This is a genomic window from Roseobacter insulae, assembly GCF_019375555.1.
Classification (GTDB): domain Bacteria; phylum Pseudomonadota; class Alphaproteobacteria; order Rhodobacterales; family Rhodobacteraceae; genus Roseobacter; species Roseobacter insulae.
Genome location: NZ_JAHXDN010000002.1, coordinates 993,279 through 1,012,480, shown reverse-complemented (window position 1 = coordinate 1,012,480; position 19,202 = coordinate 993,279). Strand labels below are relative to the sequence as shown.

Genomic DNA, 19,202 nt, shown 5'->3' with positions numbered 1-19,202 from the left:
GCGCCCGGTCGGCTCAGTCACCCTGTCCGCGCATCGCGCGCAGGTCGATAATCTTGCGATCCTGTTGCAGGGCCGTCAACACGGTCGAGACAATCCCCTCCGCATCAACACCGGCATCGCGGTACATCTGTGCCGGTGCGGCCTGATCAATAAACCGGTCGGGCAGGCACAAAGTGCGAACACGACATCCGTGATCAAGCAGGCCATGTGCCGCCATCTCCTGCAGAACCATCGCGCCGAAACCGCCCCGCGCGCCCTGCTCGACCGTCACCAGCGCGCCGTGCGCCTCTGCCAGTTTCGTGATCAGATCCATGTCAAGCGGCTTGGCGAAGCGGGCGTCCGCAATGGTGGTGCTGATCCCTTCGGCGTCCAGCAGAGTCGCTGCCGCTTCGCATTCGCCCAGATGCGTGCCGAGCGACAGGAGCGCCACATCCCCCGTCCCCTCGCGGATCATCCGGCCCCTGCCGATCTCCAGCACCGTGCCGCGTTCGGGCAGTGCGGCACCGGTGCCGTTGCCACGTGGGTAGCGGAACGCGATGGGTCCGATGTCATGCGCGGCCGCCGTTTCAACCATATGGACAAGTTCCGCCTCATCCGCAGCCGCCATCACCACCATGCCCGGCAAGGCGCCGAGATACCCGATGTCGAAAGCGCCCGCATGGGTCGCCCCGTCCGCGCCGACCAGCCCGGCCCGGTCGATGGCAAAACGCACCGGGAGACCTTGCAGGGCCACATCGTGGACGACCTGGTCGTAGCCACGTTGCAGGAAGGTCGAATAAATGGCGCAGAACGGCTTCAGCCCGCTGGCGGCCATCCCGGCGGCGAATGTCACGCCATGTTGCTCCGCAATGCCCACATCGAAGACACGCGCCGGGAAGCGTTTGGCCATGCGGTCCACGCCGGTGCCGCCCGGCATCGCCGCGGTGACCGCCACGATCCTGGGGTCCCGCGCCGCCGCCTCGGTCAGCGCATCCCCGAAAACGCCGGTGTAGGAGGGTGCATTTGCCTTTGCCTTGGATTGCACCCCGGTGCCGACGTCAAACTTGCTGACACCATGGTATTTGTCGGCGGACCCCTCCGCCGGGGCATAGCCTTTGCCCTTTACCGTGCAGCAGTGGATCACCACCGGCCCGGTTGACCGCGCCCGCGCACTGCGCAGCACACTCAGCAACTGACCGATGTCATGACCATCGATGGGACCGATGTAGTCAAACCCCAGCTCTTCGAAAAACGTGCCCCGGCTTTCCAGCCCGGTGATCATTTCGCGCGCACGGCGGGCACCCTCGCGTACCGGCTTTGGTGCAAGTTGCTCCATGCCTTCGGCAACGGCGACCAAGCCGCCAAAGGGTCCCTTGCGTGACAGATCCGACAGGCTGGACAGATAGGAAGACATGGCGCCCACGGGCGGCGCAATCGACATCTCGTTGTCGTTGAGAATGACAAACATCCTGCGCCCTTCGGCACCGGCGTTGTTCAGCGCCTCATAGGCCATGCCCGCGCTGATGGAGCCGTCCCCGATCACCGCGATCGCATCACCGGTGGGTTCCCCCATGTCGCGCCCGATGGTGAAGCCAAGCGCCGCCGAGATCGACGTGCTGGAATGGGCCGCCCCGAAAGGGTCGTACTCGGATTCGGCTCGCTTGGTGAACCCGCTCAGGCCCCCGCCCTGCCGTAACGTGTGCATGCGATCGCGACGACCCGTCAGGATCTTGTGCGGGTAGCACTGGTGCCCCACGTCCCAGATCAGCTTGTCGCGCGGTGTGTCAAACGCCGCATGGATCGCCACGCTCAACTCGACCACGCCCAGGGAAGACCCCAGATGCCCCCCGGTCTGGCTGACCGCATCGATCACTTCCGCGCGCAATTCATGCGCAACGTCGCGCAGTTCCCGATCCGTCATCTGACGCAGATCGGACGGGCCCGCGACGCGGTCCAAGGTCGGTGTTTCTGGTTTGGTCATAGCGCACATCTCCGTTCTGGAGGGCGGCAGGTCCTTGCCAAAACCTGCAATCCACCCCCGGTAAAAGATAGGCGTCGCATCCGGGTTGAACCGGTTGCGACGCCAGGTTCCTGTAGCCAACAGGAAGGGAACCGGGGTGCTTAAGACCCCGTTGCCCGGACCCAGGAAGCCAAGGGTCCGTGCACGGCTGAGCGGCGGGCGACGACACGGCCGCCCACCGCTTCATTCATAGACAGGCGCCTCAGTCGTCGCGAGCTCGGGCCAGTCTGCAATTACATTCATCCCCTGCATTGGCTGCTGATACCCTTTGTGGCAGGTCTTGCAGGCCGCTTTGGGCGCATCGGCATAGATCGGGCCAAGGCGGTCTTCGGGATAGGTGTCCCGAAGCGGAACCAGATAGTCGGTATTCAGTTCCTGAACCATCAGGATGCCGAGGCTTGCCGTGCTCCACTGCGGTGTCACTTCGGCACCCTCATAGAAGGCACGCGAGTTGTGACAGAACACGCAGTTCACCCCGAGGCTGTTGGAGAAGTAATTCATCAGCGAATAGGTGCGTTCGGTATCCTGAATGGATGCGTATCCGTCGACACCCGGCATCCCGGCTTCGCGGCTTTCCAGTGAATGCACCGCAATGGTTTCACCCTCCAGCAGGTATTTCTCCAACGCATCGGACGGCAGGGAGGTCGACTGGCTGAGCGAGGTCGCCCGGTTCTGGTTGGCCGTCCAGCCTTCGGCCGATGCATTTACCGGCGTGATCCTGAACCAGACCTCCGATGGCACGTTCTGACCCCGGTGACAGGTGTAGCAGTTCACTCCGACCTGCGCATTCGCGTTCACATGGCCGTCCCAGCTTTCGTTGATGTTCTGGGTCATCTGGATCATCCGCCGCGAGACCACCTTGGTGTAAAGCGTGTCTTCGCCATAAGTTTCCAGATCACCGTCCCCATGGCAGTAAGCGCAGCCTGCTTCGGGAGACACCCATTGCGTCATGGCATTCATCACGCGGTTGAAGTTGTCTTCCGTCAGATCGCCCAGCACCTGCACGTTTTCATAGATGTCCTTCGCCAGATCTTCGCCACCCTCCGGAATATAGGGTTCCTCGGTGTAATAATCCTCGATCGTGGGGTCGGCAGCCCTGCGCACCACGTTGAACTCCGGCACCGACATGCCAGTGCCGCGCGGGCCCGTTTGCAGGGAGGCGGTCTGCGCCGGGTTACCCCAGGCGATGATCATGACAGCCGCAAAGACTGCCCCGCCAAGAACACCGATCAGGATCGCCGGCCCGAAGATATTCGTCGGGTTATCCGCGTTCCATTTGTCAAACCACTTAGGCAGCATGATCAGTTCTCCTTCCCGATAAAGGCCTCGTAGGAGCCGTAGTCAGCGTATCCGTAAGAGCCGTCATACATCGGCGCGAAGTTGTGTTCCTGCGCCCAGATGAACCAGTTGTCGACCACCGTGCCGGTCAGCAGAATGCCGATGCCGCCGGTGATCGGGGTCAGCACCGCGAACCACCAGGCCCAGCGGTGAATGCCCTCCATCGTGGCGTTGAAGCCCATGGTCCAGCGCCAGAAAAGCGCGGCGCGTTCGGTGGCGGTCCCGCGGTCATAGATCTGCTCCAGCTCGCGGTCGCCGCCGTATCGGGTGACCGCAAGGATCGTACCGCCGTGCATGCAGAACAGCAGCACAGAGCCATAGAGGAACACGATCGAGAGACAGTGGAACGGGTTGTAGTAGAGGTTGCCGTAGCGGATCGAGAATGCCGTGGTCCAGTCAAGATGCGGGAAAATGCCGTAAGGCACCGCCTCTGACCACGATCCCATCAGGATCGGACGGAAGAGGCCCAGCACGAGGAACAGCCAGACGGCAGCGGCAAAGCCCCAGAAGATATGTTTGCCCATCTTATGCTGCTCGGCCAGAAGGTAGGCCCTGAGCAGCCAGGTCATGACCGATATCAGCAGGAAGAAGCTGGCGATGATGTACCAGCCGCCATCGTTCAGCGGAGGCATGGTCAGGCCGTATTCAGGCGAGGGCGGCTCCAGCGCCAGCCAGAAGAGCTGCCGGATGAACTGCGGGATCGACCAGCCGACCTGCGCCAGCATGTTGAAGCCCACGATGAAGAACCACGCAAGCCCGGTGCCAAAAGCAACCATGCTGGTCCAACCCCAGTAGTAGGGACCGATCTGGCCGTTGCCGAAGAGACCGGCAAGCGTGTTGAAGAAGGGTTTGCCAACCCGTTCGTCCATCATGTTGTTGCCGGCGTCGTCCATGCCCCATTCAGGCGTGCCCTGAACCTGCACTTGCGTGAAAATATTCTGATACTCAGGTAACATGATCACATCCCTCCCACGGCGATGGGTTCACCCCAGATCGGCAGATCGAGCCACCAGTTCCACCACTCGGGCCAACCGGCCGTCCAGACCGGGCCGGAGATGATGATGCAGACCGCCGAGAAGAACACCGCGTTGATCGCCAGCAGATAGCCGAGACGGTGAATGCCCAGCGTGCCGATGGAATAGCCGATGAAATCGCGAAAGAACGTATCCTCGTGATCCGGTGTCTTGGCCTCTTCCCCCTTTTCCGGATTGGCCGCCGACAGGATCAGCCCGCCATGCAGCGCCAGCGCCAGTGTGGTGGTGAAGAAGAGCGTCACCGCAAGCATATGCGCCGGGTTGTAGTGGAAATGCAGGTAGGCGTAGCCGGTGTTGCTGACCCAGTCGAGGTGGCTGAAGATCCCGTAGGGAAAGCCGTGCCCCCAGGCACCCATCAGAAGCGGGCGAAAGATCACCAGCGTCATATAGGCGAGGATCGCGAAGGCGAAGCCCACGGGCACGTGATAGCCCATGCCCAGCTTGCGGCAGATCTCCACCTCGCGCAGCGCCCAGCTGATGAACGCGCCCGTGGCACAGATCGTGATGATCTGCCAGAGCCCGCCTTCCATCAGCGGTGCCAGCCCCAGCCCGTAGCTCAGATCGGGCGGCGCGATATTGATCAGCCAGGGATTGAACGTGCCCTGCTGGCTCGCGCCCCAGAATATCAGAATGGTCCCTAGCAGGGCGAAAAACGTCGTCGTCACTCCGAAGAAGCCCACGTAGAAAGGCCCCACCCAGAAGTCGAACAGATCGCCCCCGATCAGCGTCCCTCCACGGACACGATATTTTCTCTCGAAGCTGAGCAACGCCATCTTCATTCTCCGCGTGTGTGCGGCACGCCTAAGGTCAGGCGGAGGCCGTCAGATTGTTCATCTCGGGTTCGCTACGGGCAGTGGCGCACACAATTCCGCCCGCAGCATTTTCGTCGGTCCGCCCGGGGCGTGCCTTGCCGCACGCGTCCGAGTTACTGACCGCCAGCGGCTGCCGCCGCTTCGAACCAGTTCAGCCCGCTGCTCAGAACCACAAGGTGGATCATCGCAGCCAGCAGGAAGAGGAAAACGCCCTGCGCCACGAAAACGCGACGGGGGTCGAAGATCAGCCAGATCTTGTAGAACTTTGCCATCTCAATCTCTCCCTAGAACCACGGACGCCAGATGAAGGTCGCCAGATGTGCGACCACAGCCACTGCCGAGAACAGCCAGAGGCCGCTCATGTAGACAGAATGCAATTCCTGCGCCTGTTCGTCTGTGAGACCTGTAAAGGACAGGTCGGTATTATCAGCCATAAATATTCCTCCGGAACGTTATGCTGACGCCGCGCACCCCGCGGCGGGGTCTGCACACCTTGTAGAGAGGCGGACAGTCTTGGAACTCGACAGGCGCACGACGGTCGAGCAGTCGGGTCGCGCCGCTGGTCTTGCCAGCCCACTGCAGCGCGAGGTCGTTCATGCCGAAGAGATCATCACACCAACGGTGTGAACCTTCAGGCTTAGAGGGTCCTGGCGGCTCATGCCGAAAAGATCATCGGCGTGATGATACGCGCCTGTGTCCAGGCCCGGGCCATCGGCCCTTTCTCGGTAAAGCTGCGCGTGCGGATCGCCGACAGCGCCCAGGTCAGGGTCGCCAGCGGCAGAGTCGCCAGGAAAATGATGGCGAAATAGACCATGAACTCGGTCTTCACCGCCTTGCGGCTGGGTGCTTCGCTCGGCGTGTCCACCGCGGTTTCAATCATGTCAGATGTCATGTCACTCATGTCTGATCCTCCCGTTTCATACCGGCAAGTGCCGGATCCAGCGCACGGATAGTGTCCAGCACCACCCGTTCATCGCCCGCAGCCAGGGCTGCTTTCTCTGCCGCGTCTCTCAAGGTCTTCGCGGCGGAAATTCGTGTCAGTATCGGATGGGTCTCGACAATCCGGTCGAGCATCGCCTGCGCATCCGCGTCCCATGGGAAATCCCGGCGCAGCGGTGTGAGCGTTGCGTCGGTTGCATCCATGTCAGTGCCAAGCGGCAGAATGTGAAACAGCGCGTCAAAAAGTCCATTACAGACTTCCTGCACCAGGTAGGTCGCGCCCGCGTATCCCATGAAGGGCGTGCCCGTATGGCGCCGGATCGCGGCACCGGGAAAGCTCGCCGGAATGAACGCGGGGCTTGGCCCGTGCCCGCCCTTGAGTTCCGCCAGATACATCTTCTCGTTGATCGAGCCCATCACGATCAAGGGGCGTTTCTGCCCCATTAGGGCGCGCACTTCCTCGTTGTTGGTCTTTTGCCCGGCCACCCGTGCGACCGCAAAGGCGCAGGGCAGCCCCATGTCGTCTTCAAGGAACAGCCGGATACCACGGGCATAGGTTTCATTGGCCACGATCGCAAAACTGGCGGTGGCAAAGAAGTCCTGCGTGACGGAGCGCCAGAGATCCCAGACCGGTTTGATGGTCGAGTGCTTCTCACGGGCGATAAAAGGTTCGGGATCGAGGCCGACCAAGCTTCCCAGTGCGCGCAGAAATTTGGTCGTGCTCTCGATCCCTATCGGGGCTTGCAGATACGGCTTGGCAAGAAGCTCGCTCAACCCGCGCCCGAACTCGCGGTACATGCAGATGTTCACATCCGCATTCACCAGATCTCTCATTTCGGCCACATGGGCGCCCAAAGGCAGCACCATGTTGACCTCGCAGCCGATCCCCTCGACCAGCCTGCGAATTTCGGCCAGATCGGATGGCATGTTGAACGTGCCATACATCGGACCGAGGATATTCACGCGAGGACACGCACCTTCCTCGCGTTTCTTCTCGGGCGGCATCCGCCCCTTTGTCATGCCGAACTCGGTAAAGATCCAGGTCATGGCCCGGTCGGCCGCCTCCCACTGATCCTCGTCAATGGTCCGAGGCAGGAAGCGCTGAATGTTCGTGCCCTGCGGCGTGACGCCCCCGCCGATCATTTCGGCGATCGATCCTGTGACAACCACGGCAGGCAACGCCGGATCCAGCGTATCCCAGGCCCGCTTCATACTCTCTTCGGTGCCCGCGCCCATCTCGCCTTCCCCCAGGCCCGTCACCACGATCGGCAATTCATGCGGCGGCAGCGCATCGGTGTAATGCAGCACGGAGGTCACCGGCAGATTCTCACAGCCCACCGGGCCGTCGATCACCACCTGCAGACCCTTCACGGCGCAAAAGGCATAGACTGCCCCCCAGTAGCCGCCGGCGCGATCATGATCCGTCACCAGCATCAGCAGAGCCTCCCCTGCTTCTCTGGTTCAGAAATATCCCGGGGGAGCGCGCAGCGCGGGGGCAGCGCCCCCATCGCACCCAGCCCCGGGATGCACAGACGCGTCGCTGTCAAAGTGACCCACCGCACATTCGGCGCCAAATGTATCCTTTGCGCCCCGTTCATAGCATCTGCGCGGCCTTTGCCGCCCTTGCCATCTTGTCGAGTTTCTTTTGATGTTGCGCCCGGAAGTCCGGGCGCAGATTCGGACTGCCTTCCCAAACACCCGCGGTATCGCCTTCACCCACTTCTTCGAAGAAGGCTTTCATGCGGGTCATCCGCTCCCGGTTGCCTATCGCGGCATTGATCACCTCCGCCAACGACCCGGCCCCCGCCACGCCCATCAGGGGACGCGCGGAAATCAGGTTTGTGAAATAGAGGCCCGGAATGCCCAGTTGCTTCGCTTTCTGGACAACCGGCGTCGTCCCGATGGCCAGATCGGGCTGAACCGCTTCCATCGCGGCGCAATCGTCTTCGAGCGAGGCTCTGAATTGCACCTTAGTGCCTTTCGAAGCCAGCCACTCCGCGTCTGTTGCGGACCATGGCGACTTGGCACAGGCCGTGCCCACGTAAGGAACTGTCGCGCCGCTTTCGATCAGCAGCCGTGCGACCAGCAGTTCCGACCCTTCATAGCCCGACAGTGTGATCGTGCCTTCAATGGGCTTGGCCGCAAGCGCCCCCTTGATCGCCGGCAGAACTGCGTTTTGCGCCGCCGCAATTTTCTCAGGCGAAACGCCATAGGCCGCACCGATACCCGCCAACCAGGCCGCCGTGCCATCGTGGCCGACCGGGGCCGATCCGACAACCGTCCGGCCCGCCGCCTGGAACTGGCGCACGGCCTCGGTGTAGAACGGATGGATTGCCGCTACGACGCCGCAGTCAAGCGCGGCGTAGAGTTCTCGCCATTCACGGCAGGGCACAACCGGTCCCGCCGCCAACCCCATCGGGGCCAGCATCTGACCAATCATCATCGGATCCGCCGGGAACATCTCGCCCAGCATGGCAACCGTCGGGCGATCATGCTTGCCACCCTGCGGCCGCGCCACGGGTCCGGCCTCGATCTCCTTGCGGGCGTATTCCAGCATCGCGCCGGCCAAAACATCCTTGGCCTCTGCATGGGTCGGCACGCCGAACCCCGGCACATCGATGCCGACGATACGGACGCCGTTGATCTCGTCAGGCAGCAACCGCAGCGGCACCCCCGACGCGGTCGGCACACACAGGTTCGTTACCACGATGGCGTCATAGCGATCCGGGTCCGCCAGTTCATGCACGGCATCGCGGATGTCTTCAAACAGCTTGCCCGTCACCAGCGTTTCTGAATTGAAAGGTACGTAGCCAACAGACCGGCGGGCCCCGTAGAAATGGCTCACGAAGGTCAGCCCATAGACGCAGCAGGCCGAACCGGAGAGCATCGTCGCCACCCGTTTCATCCGCAAACCGACGCGCAGCGATCCGAAGGCCGGGCACATCGACTGCGGCTTGTCATGCGGTCCCATCGGGTAATCCGCCCTGAACTTGTCCAGAAGATCGGACTGGCCGGCACTACGCGCTGCCTCGGCCATCTTGTCGCCGGAATGACACCCCGCGCCATCCTGCGCAAACGCCGGCGCCTCTCCTGCCACACGCGAGATATCGCCATGCGGGTGACCCTTGATCACTTCCACATCGGCGGCATCGTCATATGTGACTTCCTGTTTCACTCAGGTTGATCCTCTGGGTCGGTAGATGGTTCAGACAGGTCGCTGACAAGATCGCGAGACTTGTCTATCGCGGCACGGCTTTCTTCGAACTTTTGCTTTGACTGCTTGCCCTTGTATTGACCACGTTCAATGGCACGCTGTGAGTCCGCGAAATGGCTACGCGTCGTCATAGACAACCTCCAGTGATGGTTTGGGCGCTGCATTCTTGCCGCGCATGTCCTGATCGGTCGCCGGTTCCAAGACGACGTCGCCACCGGTTTCCGAGGCATCGAAAAGCCCCAGCAGCCCATCCTGATCCAGGGGCGATGGCCGCATCGGCGGCGCATCGGCCACGTTCTCTCCCAGTTCCGCAAAGAGCGCGCCCCATTGCGACTGAGCCGTGCCGACAATCTGGTAGTTGGCGGATTTCTTGCGCAGGTCGTCATCCTGCGGGATTGCCGCGAGGATCGGAATATCGACGGCCTTGGCAAAGGCTGCGGCCTCGCCGGTACCATCATCCTTATTGATCACGAGGCCAGCGACCCCGACGTTGCCACCCAGCTTGCGGAAATACTCCACCGCGGAGCAGACGTTGTTTGCCACATACAGCGATTGCAGATCGTTTGAGGCGACCAGGATCACCTTCTGCGCCATGTCGCGGGCAATCGGCAGGCCAAACCCGCCACAGACCACGTCGCCCAGGAAATCCAGCAGCACATAATCGAAATCCCAATCATGGAAACCGAGCTTTTCCAGCAGCTCAAACCCGTGGATAATCCCGCGTCCGCCGCAGCCGCGGCCGACTTCCGGCCCGCCCAGTTCCATCGCGAACACACCACCGCGCTTGAAACACACATCACCGATCTTGACCTCTTCGCCCGCAAGCTTCTTGCGGGTCGAAGTGTCGATAATCGTTGGACAGGCCTTGCCCCCAAAGAGCAGCGACGTGGTATCCGACTTGGGATCGCAGCCGATCAGCAATACCCGCTTGCCCTGCTCTGCCATCATGTGACTGAGGTTTGCCAGGGTGAAGGATTTGCCGATCCCACCCTTGCCGTAAATCGCGATGATCTGGGTCTTGGACGTGGGGGCGCCCTGCGGCACTTCCAGCGATGGTTCCGCCGCGGCTTCGTCGCGCAGGCGTTTGTCGAAGTCCTTCAGGTTCGGCACATCGCCCGAGCCCGGGCGCTTTTCGTCAACACCATCTTTCATGCGGCGTCCCTCCAGTTCAGGATCATTTTCAGGCACGCCGGATCCGTGAATGCCCGCTCGTATGCGGCAGGCGCCGTTCTGGCATCCGCTTCATGGGTAATCAGACCGTCGAGGCTCAGTGTTCCGCTTTCGACCAATGCGCGGGTCGCGGCGAGATCATCATGCGTCCATTCGGCAGCGACCCGAAAACGGGCCTCTTTCATGAAGGCCGGGGGGAAGGCGAAGCTGATGGGCTCCTTGTAGAACCCCGCAAGAACGATCTCTCCACCCTTGCCGATGCAGGTCATCAGATCGCTGATCACCGCCACGCTGCCCGACGCATCATAGGCGGACATGTAATCCCGGCGGAGGTCATCCTCCGGCGCAATCACATCGTATCCCTGCGCACCGCTGCGTCGTGACGGGTCTATTTCCCACACGGTGGGGGCCGGCGCTCCGGCGGCGATGGTCAGCCGCGCCAGCAGGCGACCCAGAACACCGTGGCCGACGATCAGGTCGGGAACCGATTTGTTCAGCCCCGCCATCGTGTGGCGCGCGGTTGCGGCCAGCGCCAGCAAGACGCCGCGCGCACCATGGCTTGCGTCGATTCGCGTAACCCTGTCGGCAGCGGTCACCACCCGGGAAGACGCCCCCCCGAAAAGACCGAAGGCGCCATCATAACAATTGGCACCCGGTACAAAGACGTGATCGCCGGGCCGGTACCCGGTGGACAGCGGTGCCTCGATCACTTCGCCGACCGCTTCGTAGCCCGGAACAAGCGGATAGCCCATGCCGGGAAAGGGTGGCATCTCCCCCGACCAGAACAGTTTTTCGGTTCCCGTGGAAATGCCGGAATGGAGGATATCAACCACCAGATCGTCCGCGCCCGGCGCTGTGAGCGTCAGGTTTCCCACGTCCAGATCCCGGGGACCTTTCAGAAGAACGGCGGTGGTTTCCAAGTGTCTCTCCTTACCTGCGCTGACCGCTTTGATCTCCGTCGAAGACTCATCGCGCAGACTGTCGTCATTCTGTCAGTTTAAACTGACATTCAATTGTGTCAACTCAAATGGACACTTTGGCTGCGCCGGTCAGCCGGGCTTCTGCGCGGTCAGGACGCGCGTCACAAAACTGCGGGCCGGACGCGGGCATTTGATGTTCGTGAACCCGGCCGCCCGGCAGAGTGCGGAAATCTCCGCCGCGGAACGGGCGCGACCGGTTTGCATGGCCATCGTGTAAAAGGCGAAATAGACATCCCCCGCGACATCCGGAGAGGCCCCGCCGCCCATCGGCTCCGAAACAACCAGCCGTCCGCCAGCTGGCAAGGCGTCGAAGACGGCCCGCAACAGGGCCGCGACTGTATCATCCGCATGATCGTAGAGGACCCGGATCAAGGAGATCGCATCAGCTCCTTCCGGCAACGGGTCATCGCGAAAGGAACCGGGGCGAATCGTGACACGCGCCGCCATCCCGGCGGCCGCAAAACGCGTCTGTGCAGGCAACACGACCTGCGGCAGATCGAATAGCGTCATCTGCAACGACGGCGCGGCGCGGCCGACCGCCTCCAGGAAGGCGCCGGTCCCGCCGCCGATATCCAGCAGGTGCCGCGTCTGCCTGAACGACACGGCCCGCAGGGTATCTTCCGCCACCAGCTTCTGGCTTTGCGCCATCAGGTCCGAATAGGTCTCCGCAACGGCCGGGTCGATATCGCCGCGCGCGCCGAACACATAGGGCCAGAACTCCGACAGCTCGGTGCGCTCCGGTCCCCTCAGCAATTCAACCGGGTCTGCAAGATCCGCGTAAAACGCCCGGTGATGGCGGATCATCGCTTCAAGACCGGGCACCCCCATCAGCGCAGCCCCGCGGCGCGCCAGCACATACCGTCCGGTTCTGTCACGCTTCAGCAGCTGCAATGCCGCGGCCGCCTGAAGCAGAACCCGCATGCGGTCGGGTGGGATGTTCGTGGCGCGGCCCAGACCCTCGACCGACTGCGGCCCGCCGCGCAACCTGCGCAGAATGTCCAGCTCCACCAGGGCCATCAGCACCTGGCTTTGCACAAATCCCTGAACGATGTCGAAAAGCGCCGCGCCATCACGATGCGCCTGCCCTCTCGTCAACGGAAACCTGCTGGCCCAGCTTTGAAACCCCGGGCGGGCCACCAGCCGGTTCAGCCATCCGCCGCGCCAGCGCGGCAGGTCGCCACTGGCGTCAGACATTGCTGCGTGTTGCGCTCACGGTCGGCGCCACTGGCGTCAGCCGCTCCGCATAGGTGCGCACCATTGCAGCCAGCTGCGCTTCGCCGGGACAAGAGGGGATCGACGCAATCGCGCCGCCCAGAATATCCTTGAGCCGTGAAATCGCGCCCTGCACCCCGAGCAGGGAGACCGCATTCGGCCGGCCATGCAGGTCGTCCTGGCCCACCGGCTTGCCGAGCGTCTCGGCATCGTAAAGCGCATCGCGCAAATCATCCGCAACCTGAAATGCTTCACCGATCCGCGCGCCCAATTCAAACCATGGTTCGGATTCCTGCCCCGCGGCAACGGCTCCCATCTGCGTGGCCGCGATAAACAAAGCGCCCGTCTTGGCCTGATGGTAAGCGGAGAGGTCGATTTCCGCCTCGCTTTCCCATCCCTGCCCCGCGCAGATGCCGCCCGGCATACCCGTGCGTTGCGCAAGTGTCAGGATCATCTGCGCGACACGGTCCGGGGCCTGTGACGACTGTCGCGCCAAGGTCTCAAAGGCAAGCACGATCAGGCTGTCGCCGGTCAGCACCGCAAGGGGTTCGGAATAGGCCCGATGCACCGATGGCTTCCCGCGCCGCACGTCCGCGTCGTCGAAACACGGCAGGTCGTCATGCACGAGGCTGGCGCAGTGAATCATCTCCAGCGCGGCGGCGCCTGCATCCGTCAGCGCCGGACGGTCATCGCCGCATGCCAGCGCCACCGACGTCAATATCGTTGGCCGGATTCGCGCACCGCCAGGGGCGGTTGCATAGTCCAGCGCAGAGGCCAGCCGGGGTGGTACAGCCCCCTGCCCCTGCCCAACTGCCACTGCCGACGAAATTGCTGCTTCGATTCTGGAAGTCATGCCCATATGGGGTCCTTTCATCGGCAGAGTGTCATTATTATCCGACACTAAAGTGTAAATCATACTGGACACATTGACCCTGTGAGTCAACAATCCCCTATGGCTGTTCAAACCCCGTCGCATATCCCTCGAAAACCGACAGCGCTGGTGATTGGTGCCGGCATCGCTGGTCTCGCCACAGCGATACGGCTGACCGCGGGCGGTATGGCGGTAACCCTTCTGGAGCGCCATGCACATACCGGCGGCAAGATCAGAACCGTACCAAGCGACGCCGGGCCAGTGGACGCCGGCCCCACGGTTCTGACCTTACGACAGGTTTTTGACGAGCTCTTTGCCTCTGTTGGAGAGCAGCTCGAAGACCACGTCACCCTGATCCCGCAGCAGATCCTGGCACGGCACTTCTGGCCTGACGGCAGCCAACTCGACCTGCATGCCGACCCCGAAGCAAGCGCCACCGCCATATCGGAATTTGCCGGGCCCGGATCAGCGGAGGCCTTTCGGCAGTTCAACCAGCGCACCGCCGACCTCTTCAGCGCCTTCGATGCGCCAGTGATTCAGGCGCCTGAACCGACGCTGGCGCAGCTTGTCCCCTATGTCCTTTGCCGCCCTCAGCTGATCCGCGCCATGGCACCGCTGTGGACGCTGGGCCAGATGCTTGCACGTCAGTTCAGCGACCCGCGTCTGGCGCAACTCTTTGGTCGCTACGCCACTTACGTCGGGGGCGCGCCACATCTGAGCCCGGCAATCCTGTCGCTGATCTGGCAGGCCGAAGCCGCCGGTGTCTGGGCCGTCAAAGGGGGCATGCACAGGCTGACAGACGCCCTAACGGCGCTCGCCATCGACCGCGGTGTCGTCCTGCACCGCGCGCAGCACGTGGACCGCATCATCCTGCGAGACGGGGCGGCTGTCGGCGTCGACGTCGATGGCGGACACCAGATCGCGGCCGATGTGATCGTCTACACGGGCGACCCGCGCGCGCTGGCAACAGGTAGCATGGGTGACACCCTGCGCATCGTGGCGCCGCAAACCCTGACGTCGGCGCGTTCCTTCTCTGCCCGCGTGCACAGCTTTGCCGCTACACCCGACGGTCCGCAGCTTGCGCATCACAACATCTTCTTTGCCGACACCCCACAATCGGAATTCGACGACCTCGAAAAAGGCTGCGTTCCGCGCGACCCAACGCTATACATTTGTGCACAAGACCGTGGACAGGGCCTGCCTGTTCCCCCGCTTGAACGTTTTGAAATCATCGCCAACGCCCCGGCAACCGAAACCCTGAACCCTCCTGTGGACCTCGACATATGGCACCAACAGATCATGCAGCGACTGGCGGATTTCAACGTGACCATGTCACCGATGCCTTCCGCCGCGACGATAACGACACCGCAACGCTTCGCCGCGATGTTCCCCGAGACGCTGGGTGCGCTTTACGGGCAAAGCCCGCACGGGATGACAGCGGCGCTGCAGCGCCCCAGAGCGCGCACGAAAATCAGCGGCCTGTGGCTGGCGGGGGGCGGAACCCACCCGGGAGCGGGCGTGCCGATGGCAACCCTCTCCGCCCGGCACGCGGCAGAGGCGATCTTGAGCGCCCAAACTTCGACATCCCCGTCGGGCCAAACGGCTATGCGTGGTGGTATGTCGACGGCCTGAGCGATTGTGGCACCCGTGCTGTCTCCGTGATCGGGTTCATCGGGTCGGTGTTTTCCCCGTGGTACCGCTGGTCGGGGCGACGGCACCCACAGAACCATGTCTGCATCAATGTTGCCACTTATGGCCCCGGCGGGCGTTTCACCATGACCGATCGGGGGGTCTCGGCCCTCCGCCAGACAAACGCGCGTTTTGAAGTCGGCCCGTCGATGATGCGGTGGGAGAACACTCAGCTGATCATCGACATCAACGAAGTCTCGGGCCCGCCGCTGGTCAATCGCATTCGCGGGCAAATTCGCCTGACGCCATCGGCCATAACATCCGTCGAGATGCCGTTGACAGAGGACGGGGCGCATATCTGGCGACCCTTTGCTCCGGTTTCCCGCATCGAGGTCGACATTGACCGTCCGGGCTGGCAATGGGAAGGCGAAGGGTATTTCGACGCGAACTTCGGCAGCCGCGCGCTGGAGGAAGATTTCACCTACTGGACCTGGGGGCGCTTCCCGACACGGCAGGGGGCCACGTGTTTTTACGACGCCACCCGGCTGGACGGGTCGGAACTGGCCGCCGGGTTTCGCTTTGATCGCACCGGTCAGGCGGAGGCAACCCCCCTGCCCCCGAAAACGCATTTGCGGCGCAGTCTCTGGGGGGTCAGACGGGAAACCCGCGCGGATCAGGGCGGCCGCGCCCGGCAGGTTCTGAACATGCTGGACGCCCCGTTTTACTCCCGATCCGCCGTCGAGACCCAACTGAACGGGGAGCGCACCACGGGAGTTCACGAAGCGCTGGATCTGCGGCGCTTTCGCAGCCCGCTGCTCAAGCCGCTTCTGGCTGTGCGGGTGCCACGGCGCAAAACCTGGCAGTTCGACTAGGATATCAGGACGGTGCCGGTGGCGGATTGCGCGCGACCTCGGGGTTCAGCCGCCACACACCGGCATTCAGGGCCGCCGCAATGCTGACCCAGACCAGATAGGGCACAAACAGGACCCCCGCGATCACGTCCAACTGCCAGAGCGCCAGCAATCCGCATAACACGGTCACCCACAGAAGGGAGACCACGACCATACCCAGCCGTATGTTCTTGAGCCCGAAGAAGACCGGCGTCCACAATCCGTTGAACGCGATCTGCAATGCCCAGAAAGCCATGGCGATGCCATTGTTTTCCATCATGGCGGCGCGGGCGCCCGCAACGGCCATGCAGACGTAAAGCACCATCCACGTGACCGGAAACACCCAGTTGGGCGGCGTGAACCAAGGCTTGTTCAGCGCGCGGTACCAGGGCCCCGGCGCAAACAAGCCCCCGGTGATACCGGCCCCGAGACAGGCGGCGAAAAAGATGCAGAACAACAGCCAGAACATCAGGTCATGTTACTCCTGCGGACCGCCCGGTCAACCGCGCGCGTTGCTCCACGCGATGCTGTTCAAGGGTCGCCAGCACGGAAATCAGCGCATCGCTGCGCGACGCGTCACGATCACCCCGCGCGGCCGCATCCACGAGAAACTGCACCTCATCCAGCGGCCGGGCAAAGAGAACCGGCGAATGCGGCATCACCATGCTCACCCCACTCAACAGCATGGATTGCCCAAGCCATCCGATTTTCTGCACCTTGCCGGTGCGGGCTCTTGCAGAGATGGAATCAAACCCCATCGCCGCCAACCGGCCGCCAATACCAGCATAAATGAAACGGGCGCCGTAGATGCCCGGCCGGCAACCGCGCGGCAATGCCCCGATCCCGGCCTCCGACCGCATGTAGAGCCGGTTGGCTTCCATCACCAGACGTTTGACCATCCTTCGGAGTGCATCCGTGGGTTCGGGGTTTCGCAGAAAACCCTCTGGCGAGATACCCGCCTCCGCGAACCAGTCGAGCGGCAGGTAGATGCGGCGCTCCAATGCGTCCTCGCCCACGTCGCGCGCAATGTTGGTCAGCTGCATCGCCACCCCAAGATCGCAGGCGCGCGCCAGCGCATCCGCGTCGCGCACGCCCATCAGCACGCACATCATCGCGCCAACGGCCGACGCCACCCGCGCGGAATAATCCCTGACCCCCGACAAGGTGTTGTACCGCCGACCCGCCGCATCCCAGGCCAGGCCTTCCAGCAGGGCATCCGGCAAGGCGCGCGGCATCTCGAAATCCTCGACGATCGCCGCGAAGGCACGATCAGGTGCCGCATCCCGTGGCCGCCCGGCATAGACATCATCCAACCGGTCCCGCAGGCGCAGCACGGCGTCGACCTTCTCCGCCTTCAGATCAACCTCGTCATCAGCCAGACGGCAGAATGCGTAAAGCGCCAGCGCCGGGTCACGCACCTTTGCAGGCAATAGTTTTGATGCCGCGTGAAACGACAGCGACCCGTGGCGAATGGCCTCCCGGCAATGTTCGAGATCACCGGGCGCGATCACGTCACGACCTCCGCATCAGGCACCAGCTTGCTCAGCACTTCGGCAGTTGAAATCACGCCCGGCACCCCTGCCCCGGGATGCGTCCCGGCACCCACGAGATAGAGGCCCTTGACCTCTTCCGAGACGTTGTGCGGGCGGAACCAGGCGCTTTGCAGAATACGCGGCTCGATGGAGAATCCCGCGCCATGCGGGCTGAGGTAGCGGTCGCGGAATGTTTCCGGCGTGAAGATGACCTCGGTGCTGATCCGCTCGCCCACACCGGGCAAGAGCTGCTCTTCGAGAACCCTGAGCATCTTTGCCTTGTAGCGCGGCTCTTCTGCCGCCCAGTCCACCCCGTTTTCATGCCCCAGATGCGGCACCGGGCTGAGAACATAGAACGTGTCGTCCCCCTCCGGCGCGACGGTGGGGTCAGTCACCGACGGCCGGTGCACGTAAAGGCTCATGTCGTCGCAAAGCTTGCCCTTGACGAAGATGTCCTTGAGCAGACCGGTGTACCTCGGGCCGTTCAGAATGGTGTGGTGGCCAACGTCCTGCCAGTAGCCCACGGTGTCCCGGGTACCGAAATACCACACGAAAAGGCTCATCGAATACCGCGTCCGTGCCAGCCGCTTCGGGGTCCATCGGCGCCGTCGATGAGCGCGCAGGAGGCTGTTGTAGGTGTGCCCGGAATCCGCATTGGACACCACGATATCCGCGCCCATTTCAAGCCCGGAGGCCAGCCGCACCCCTGTAACCGCGTCGTTCCGCACCACGATCTCGTCAACTTCCGTGTCCATCAGCAACGTGCCGCCCTGATCCTCGATCACGTTGCCCATGGCGCGCGCCATCGCGGCCAGACCTCCCACCGCGTAATGCACCCCGAATTCCTTTTCGAGGTAGGCCACGAGGATATACATCGAGGTGACATGCAGCGGGTCTCCACCGATGAAGAGCGGATGAAAACTCAGCGCCATGCGCAGTTTTTCGTCTTTCACGCGACGGGCCGCATGGGCGTAAACCGACCGGTCCGCGCGCAGCCGCGCAAACGTCGGCAAAACCTTGATTAGCTCCCACAGCTGGTGCATCGACCGCCGCCCGAGATCTTCGAAGCCAAACCAGTAACGCTTTGCGCTGTCTTTCAGGAACCTGTCGAACCCCGCCAGATCGCCGGGTGCCAGCTGGGCGACCTCCGCCCGCAGTTTTTCGGTATCCTGCTGGGCAACGAACCGGGTGCCGTCCGGCCAGCGGATTTCGTAAAACGGGTCCAGCGCCTTGAGCGTTACATCCGCATCGAAATCACGCGCGCATGCCCGCCAGAGTTCGCGGTAAAGCTGCGGTACCGTCACGATTGTCGGCCCCAGATCGAACCGGTGCCCGTCCTGCCAGATCGCCGACCCGCGCCCCCCCGGAACGTCCAGCTTGTCGATCACCGTAACGCGATATCCCTTCGCGCCAAGCCGCATCGCCGCCGCCAAACCGCCAAGGCCCGCGCCGATCACGATTGCCCGGTTGCGGCGGCCTTCACGGGCCTCCGCGGATTCGATGGGGTTCACACGTGTCATCAATTTCGTACAGTAGATGTGTCTAGTTCACTTGACAATTGCGTTCTTCCCATCGGCGCGAT

Annotated in this window: 18 protein-coding genes; 2 read left to right on the top strand and 16 right to left on the bottom strand. The window is 62.8% G+C overall.

The genetic code is table 11. From position 1 onward, the window contains the following. Positions 1-13: 13 nt before the first annotated feature. From dxs to KX928_RS11020, 13 genes are all read right to left on the bottom strand, one after another. A complete protein-coding gene (gene dxs, locus KX928_RS11080) occupies positions 14-1,960 on the bottom strand; it encodes a 1-deoxy-D-xylulose-5-phosphate synthase (RefSeq protein WP_219501926.1) in 1,947 nt (648 codons plus the stop codon). A gap of 222 nt (positions 1,961-2,182) precedes the next feature. Then, complete coding sequence (gene pufC, locus KX928_RS11075) at positions 2,183-3,298, bottom strand: photosynthetic reaction center cytochrome PufC (RefSeq protein ID WP_219501925.1); 1,116 nt, start codon at positions 3,296-3,298, stop codon at positions 2,183-2,185. A gap of 2 nt (positions 3,299-3,300) precedes the next feature. Then, positions 3,301-4,293 (bottom strand): photosynthetic reaction center subunit M, encoded by a 993-nt coding sequence (pufM, locus tag KX928_RS11070; protein ID WP_219501923.1) that lies wholly within the window; start codon positions 4,291-4,293, stop codon positions 3,301-3,303. Positions 4,294-4,295: 2 nt separating this feature from the next. Further along, entirely contained in the window at positions 4,296-5,144 is an 849-nt protein-coding gene (gene pufL / locus KX928_RS11065; protein WP_219501922.1) for a photosynthetic reaction center subunit L, read from the bottom strand. A 152-nt stretch (positions 5,145-5,296) separates the two neighbouring features. Continuing rightward, entirely contained in the window at positions 5,297-5,455 is a 159-nt protein-coding gene (pufA, locus tag KX928_RS11060) for a light-harvesting antenna LH1, alpha subunit (protein WP_013984575.1), read from the bottom strand. A 12-nt stretch (positions 5,456-5,467) separates the two neighbouring features. Then, complete coding sequence (gene pufB, locus KX928_RS11055) at positions 5,468-5,617, bottom strand: light-harvesting antenna LH1, beta subunit (RefSeq protein ID WP_072778079.1); 150 nt, start codon at positions 5,615-5,617, stop codon at positions 5,468-5,470. Between the two features lie 221 nt (positions 5,618-5,838). Then, positions 5,839-6,084, bottom strand: coding sequence for a cytochrome PufQ (gene pufQ, locus KX928_RS11050; RefSeq protein WP_219501921.1), 246 nt, complete (start codon positions 6,082-6,084; stop codon positions 5,839-5,841). Continuing rightward, positions 6,081-7,556, bottom strand: a complete 1,476-nt coding sequence (gene bchZ / locus KX928_RS11045) for a chlorophyllide a reductase subunit Z (protein WP_219501920.1) — start codon at positions 7,554-7,556, stop codon at positions 6,081-6,083. Before bchZ ends, pufQ begins: the two co-directional genes overlap by 4 nt. 160 nt (positions 7,557-7,716) lie before the next feature. Then, on the bottom strand, positions 7,717-9,297 hold the full coding sequence (gene bchY / locus KX928_RS11040; RefSeq protein ID WP_219501919.1) for a chlorophyllide a reductase subunit Y: 1,581 nt from the start codon (positions 9,295-9,297) through the stop codon (positions 7,717-7,719). A gap of 156 nt (positions 9,298-9,453) precedes the next feature. Continuing rightward, complete coding sequence (locus tag KX928_RS11035; protein WP_219501918.1) at positions 9,454-10,488, bottom strand: chlorophyllide a reductase iron protein subunit X; 1,035 nt, start codon at positions 10,486-10,488, stop codon at positions 9,454-9,456. Continuing rightward, on the bottom strand, positions 10,485-11,426 hold the full coding sequence (bchC, locus tag KX928_RS11030; protein ID WP_219501917.1) for a chlorophyll synthesis pathway protein BchC: 942 nt from the start codon (positions 11,424-11,426) through the stop codon (positions 10,485-10,487). Before bchC ends, KX928_RS11035 begins: the two co-directional genes overlap by 4 nt. Positions 11,427-11,555: 129 nt before the next feature. Further along, positions 11,556-12,680: a methyltransferase gene (locus tag KX928_RS11025; protein WP_219501916.1), complete on the bottom strand. Its 1,125-nt coding sequence runs from the start codon at positions 12,678-12,680 to the stop codon at positions 11,556-11,558. After that, positions 12,673-13,557, bottom strand: a complete 885-nt coding sequence (locus tag KX928_RS11020) for a polyprenyl synthetase family protein (RefSeq protein WP_219501915.1) — start codon at positions 13,555-13,557, stop codon at positions 12,673-12,675. The genes KX928_RS11025 and KX928_RS11020 overlap by 8 nt, the downstream gene beginning before the upstream one ends. A 93-nt stretch (positions 13,558-13,650) precedes the next feature. On the opposite strand from KX928_RS11020, the gene crtD reads away from it, so the two are divergent. Further along, positions 13,651-15,201 (top strand): 1-hydroxycarotenoid 3,4-desaturase CrtD, encoded by a 1,551-nt coding sequence (gene crtD, locus KX928_RS11015; protein WP_219501913.1) that lies wholly within the window; start codon positions 13,651-13,653, stop codon positions 15,199-15,201. Positions 15,202-15,227: 26 nt separating this feature from the next. After that, complete coding sequence (crtC, locus tag KX928_RS11010; protein WP_219501911.1) at positions 15,228-16,070, top strand: carotenoid 1,2-hydratase; 843 nt, start codon at positions 15,228-15,230, stop codon at positions 16,068-16,070. Between the two features lie 4 nt (positions 16,071-16,074). Here the strand turns inward: crtC and tspO are convergent, their stop codons facing one another. From tspO to KX928_RS10995, 3 genes are read right to left on the bottom strand one after another with little or no spacing between them, the layout of a single operon-like run. Then, positions 16,075-16,557 (bottom strand): tryptophan-rich sensory protein TspO, encoded by a 483-nt coding sequence (gene tspO, locus KX928_RS11005; protein ID WP_219501910.1) that lies wholly within the window; start codon positions 16,555-16,557, stop codon positions 16,075-16,077. A 4-nt stretch (positions 16,558-16,561) separates the two neighbouring features. Beyond that, complete coding sequence (gene crtB, locus KX928_RS11000; RefSeq protein ID WP_219501908.1) at positions 16,562-17,599, bottom strand: 15-cis-phytoene synthase; 1,038 nt, start codon at positions 17,597-17,599, stop codon at positions 16,562-16,564. Beyond that, a complete protein-coding gene (locus KX928_RS10995; protein WP_219501906.1) occupies positions 17,596-19,140 on the bottom strand; it encodes a phytoene desaturase in 1,545 nt (514 codons plus the stop codon). Before KX928_RS10995 ends, crtB begins: the two co-directional genes overlap by 4 nt. Between the last annotated feature and the right edge of the window lie 62 nt (positions 19,141-19,202).

What these genes read in the sequence shown, in the direction of transcription:
- KX928_RS11020 (WP_219501915.1), bottom strand. Translation starts at nt 13,557, where the DNA reads ATGGGCATGACTTCCAGAATCGAAGCAGCAATTTCGTCGGCAGTGGCA.
- dxs (WP_219501926.1), bottom strand. Translation starts at nt 1,960, where the DNA reads ATGACCAAACCAGAAACACCGACCTTGGACCGCGTCGCGGGCCCGTCC.
- crtD (WP_219501913.1), top strand. Translation starts at nt 13,651, where the DNA reads ATGGCTGTTCAAACCCCGTCGCATATCCCTCGAAAACCGACAGCGCTG.
- bchZ (WP_219501920.1), bottom strand. Translation starts at nt 7,556, where the DNA reads ATGCTGGTGACGGATCATGATCGCGCCGGCGGCTACTGGGGGGCAGTC.
- pufQ (WP_219501921.1), bottom strand. Translation starts at nt 6,084, where the DNA reads ATGAGTGACATGACATCTGACATGATTGAAACCGCGGTGGACACGCCG.
- pufB (WP_072778079.1), bottom strand. Translation starts at nt 5,617, where the DNA reads ATGGCTGATAATACCGACCTGTCCTTTACAGGTCTCACAGACGAACAG.
- pufL (WP_219501922.1), bottom strand. Translation starts at nt 5,144, where the DNA reads ATGGCGTTGCTCAGCTTCGAGAGAAAATATCGTGTCCGTGGAGGGACG.
- tspO (WP_219501910.1), bottom strand. Translation starts at nt 16,557, where the DNA reads ATGTTCTGGCTGTTGTTCTGCATCTTTTTCGCCGCCTGTCTCGGGGCC.
- KX928_RS11025 (WP_219501916.1), bottom strand. Translation starts at nt 12,680, where the DNA reads ATGTCTGACGCCAGTGGCGACCTGCCGCGCTGGCGCGGCGGATGGCTG.
- pufC (WP_219501925.1), bottom strand. Translation starts at nt 3,298, where the DNA reads ATGCTGCCTAAGTGGTTTGACAAATGGAACGCGGATAACCCGACGAAT.
- pufM (WP_219501923.1), bottom strand. Translation starts at nt 4,293, where the DNA reads ATGTTACCTGAGTATCAGAATATTTTCACGCAAGTGCAGGTTCAGGGC.
- KX928_RS10995 (WP_219501906.1), bottom strand. Translation starts at nt 19,140, where the DNA reads ATGACACGTGTGAACCCCATCGAATCCGCGGAGGCCCGTGAAGGCCGC.
- pufA (WP_013984575.1), bottom strand. Translation starts at nt 5,455, where the DNA reads ATGGCAAAGTTCTACAAGATCTGGCTGATCTTCGACCCCCGTCGCGTT.
- KX928_RS11035 (WP_219501918.1), bottom strand. Translation starts at nt 10,488, where the DNA reads ATGAAAGATGGTGTTGACGAAAAGCGCCCGGGCTCGGGCGATGTGCCG.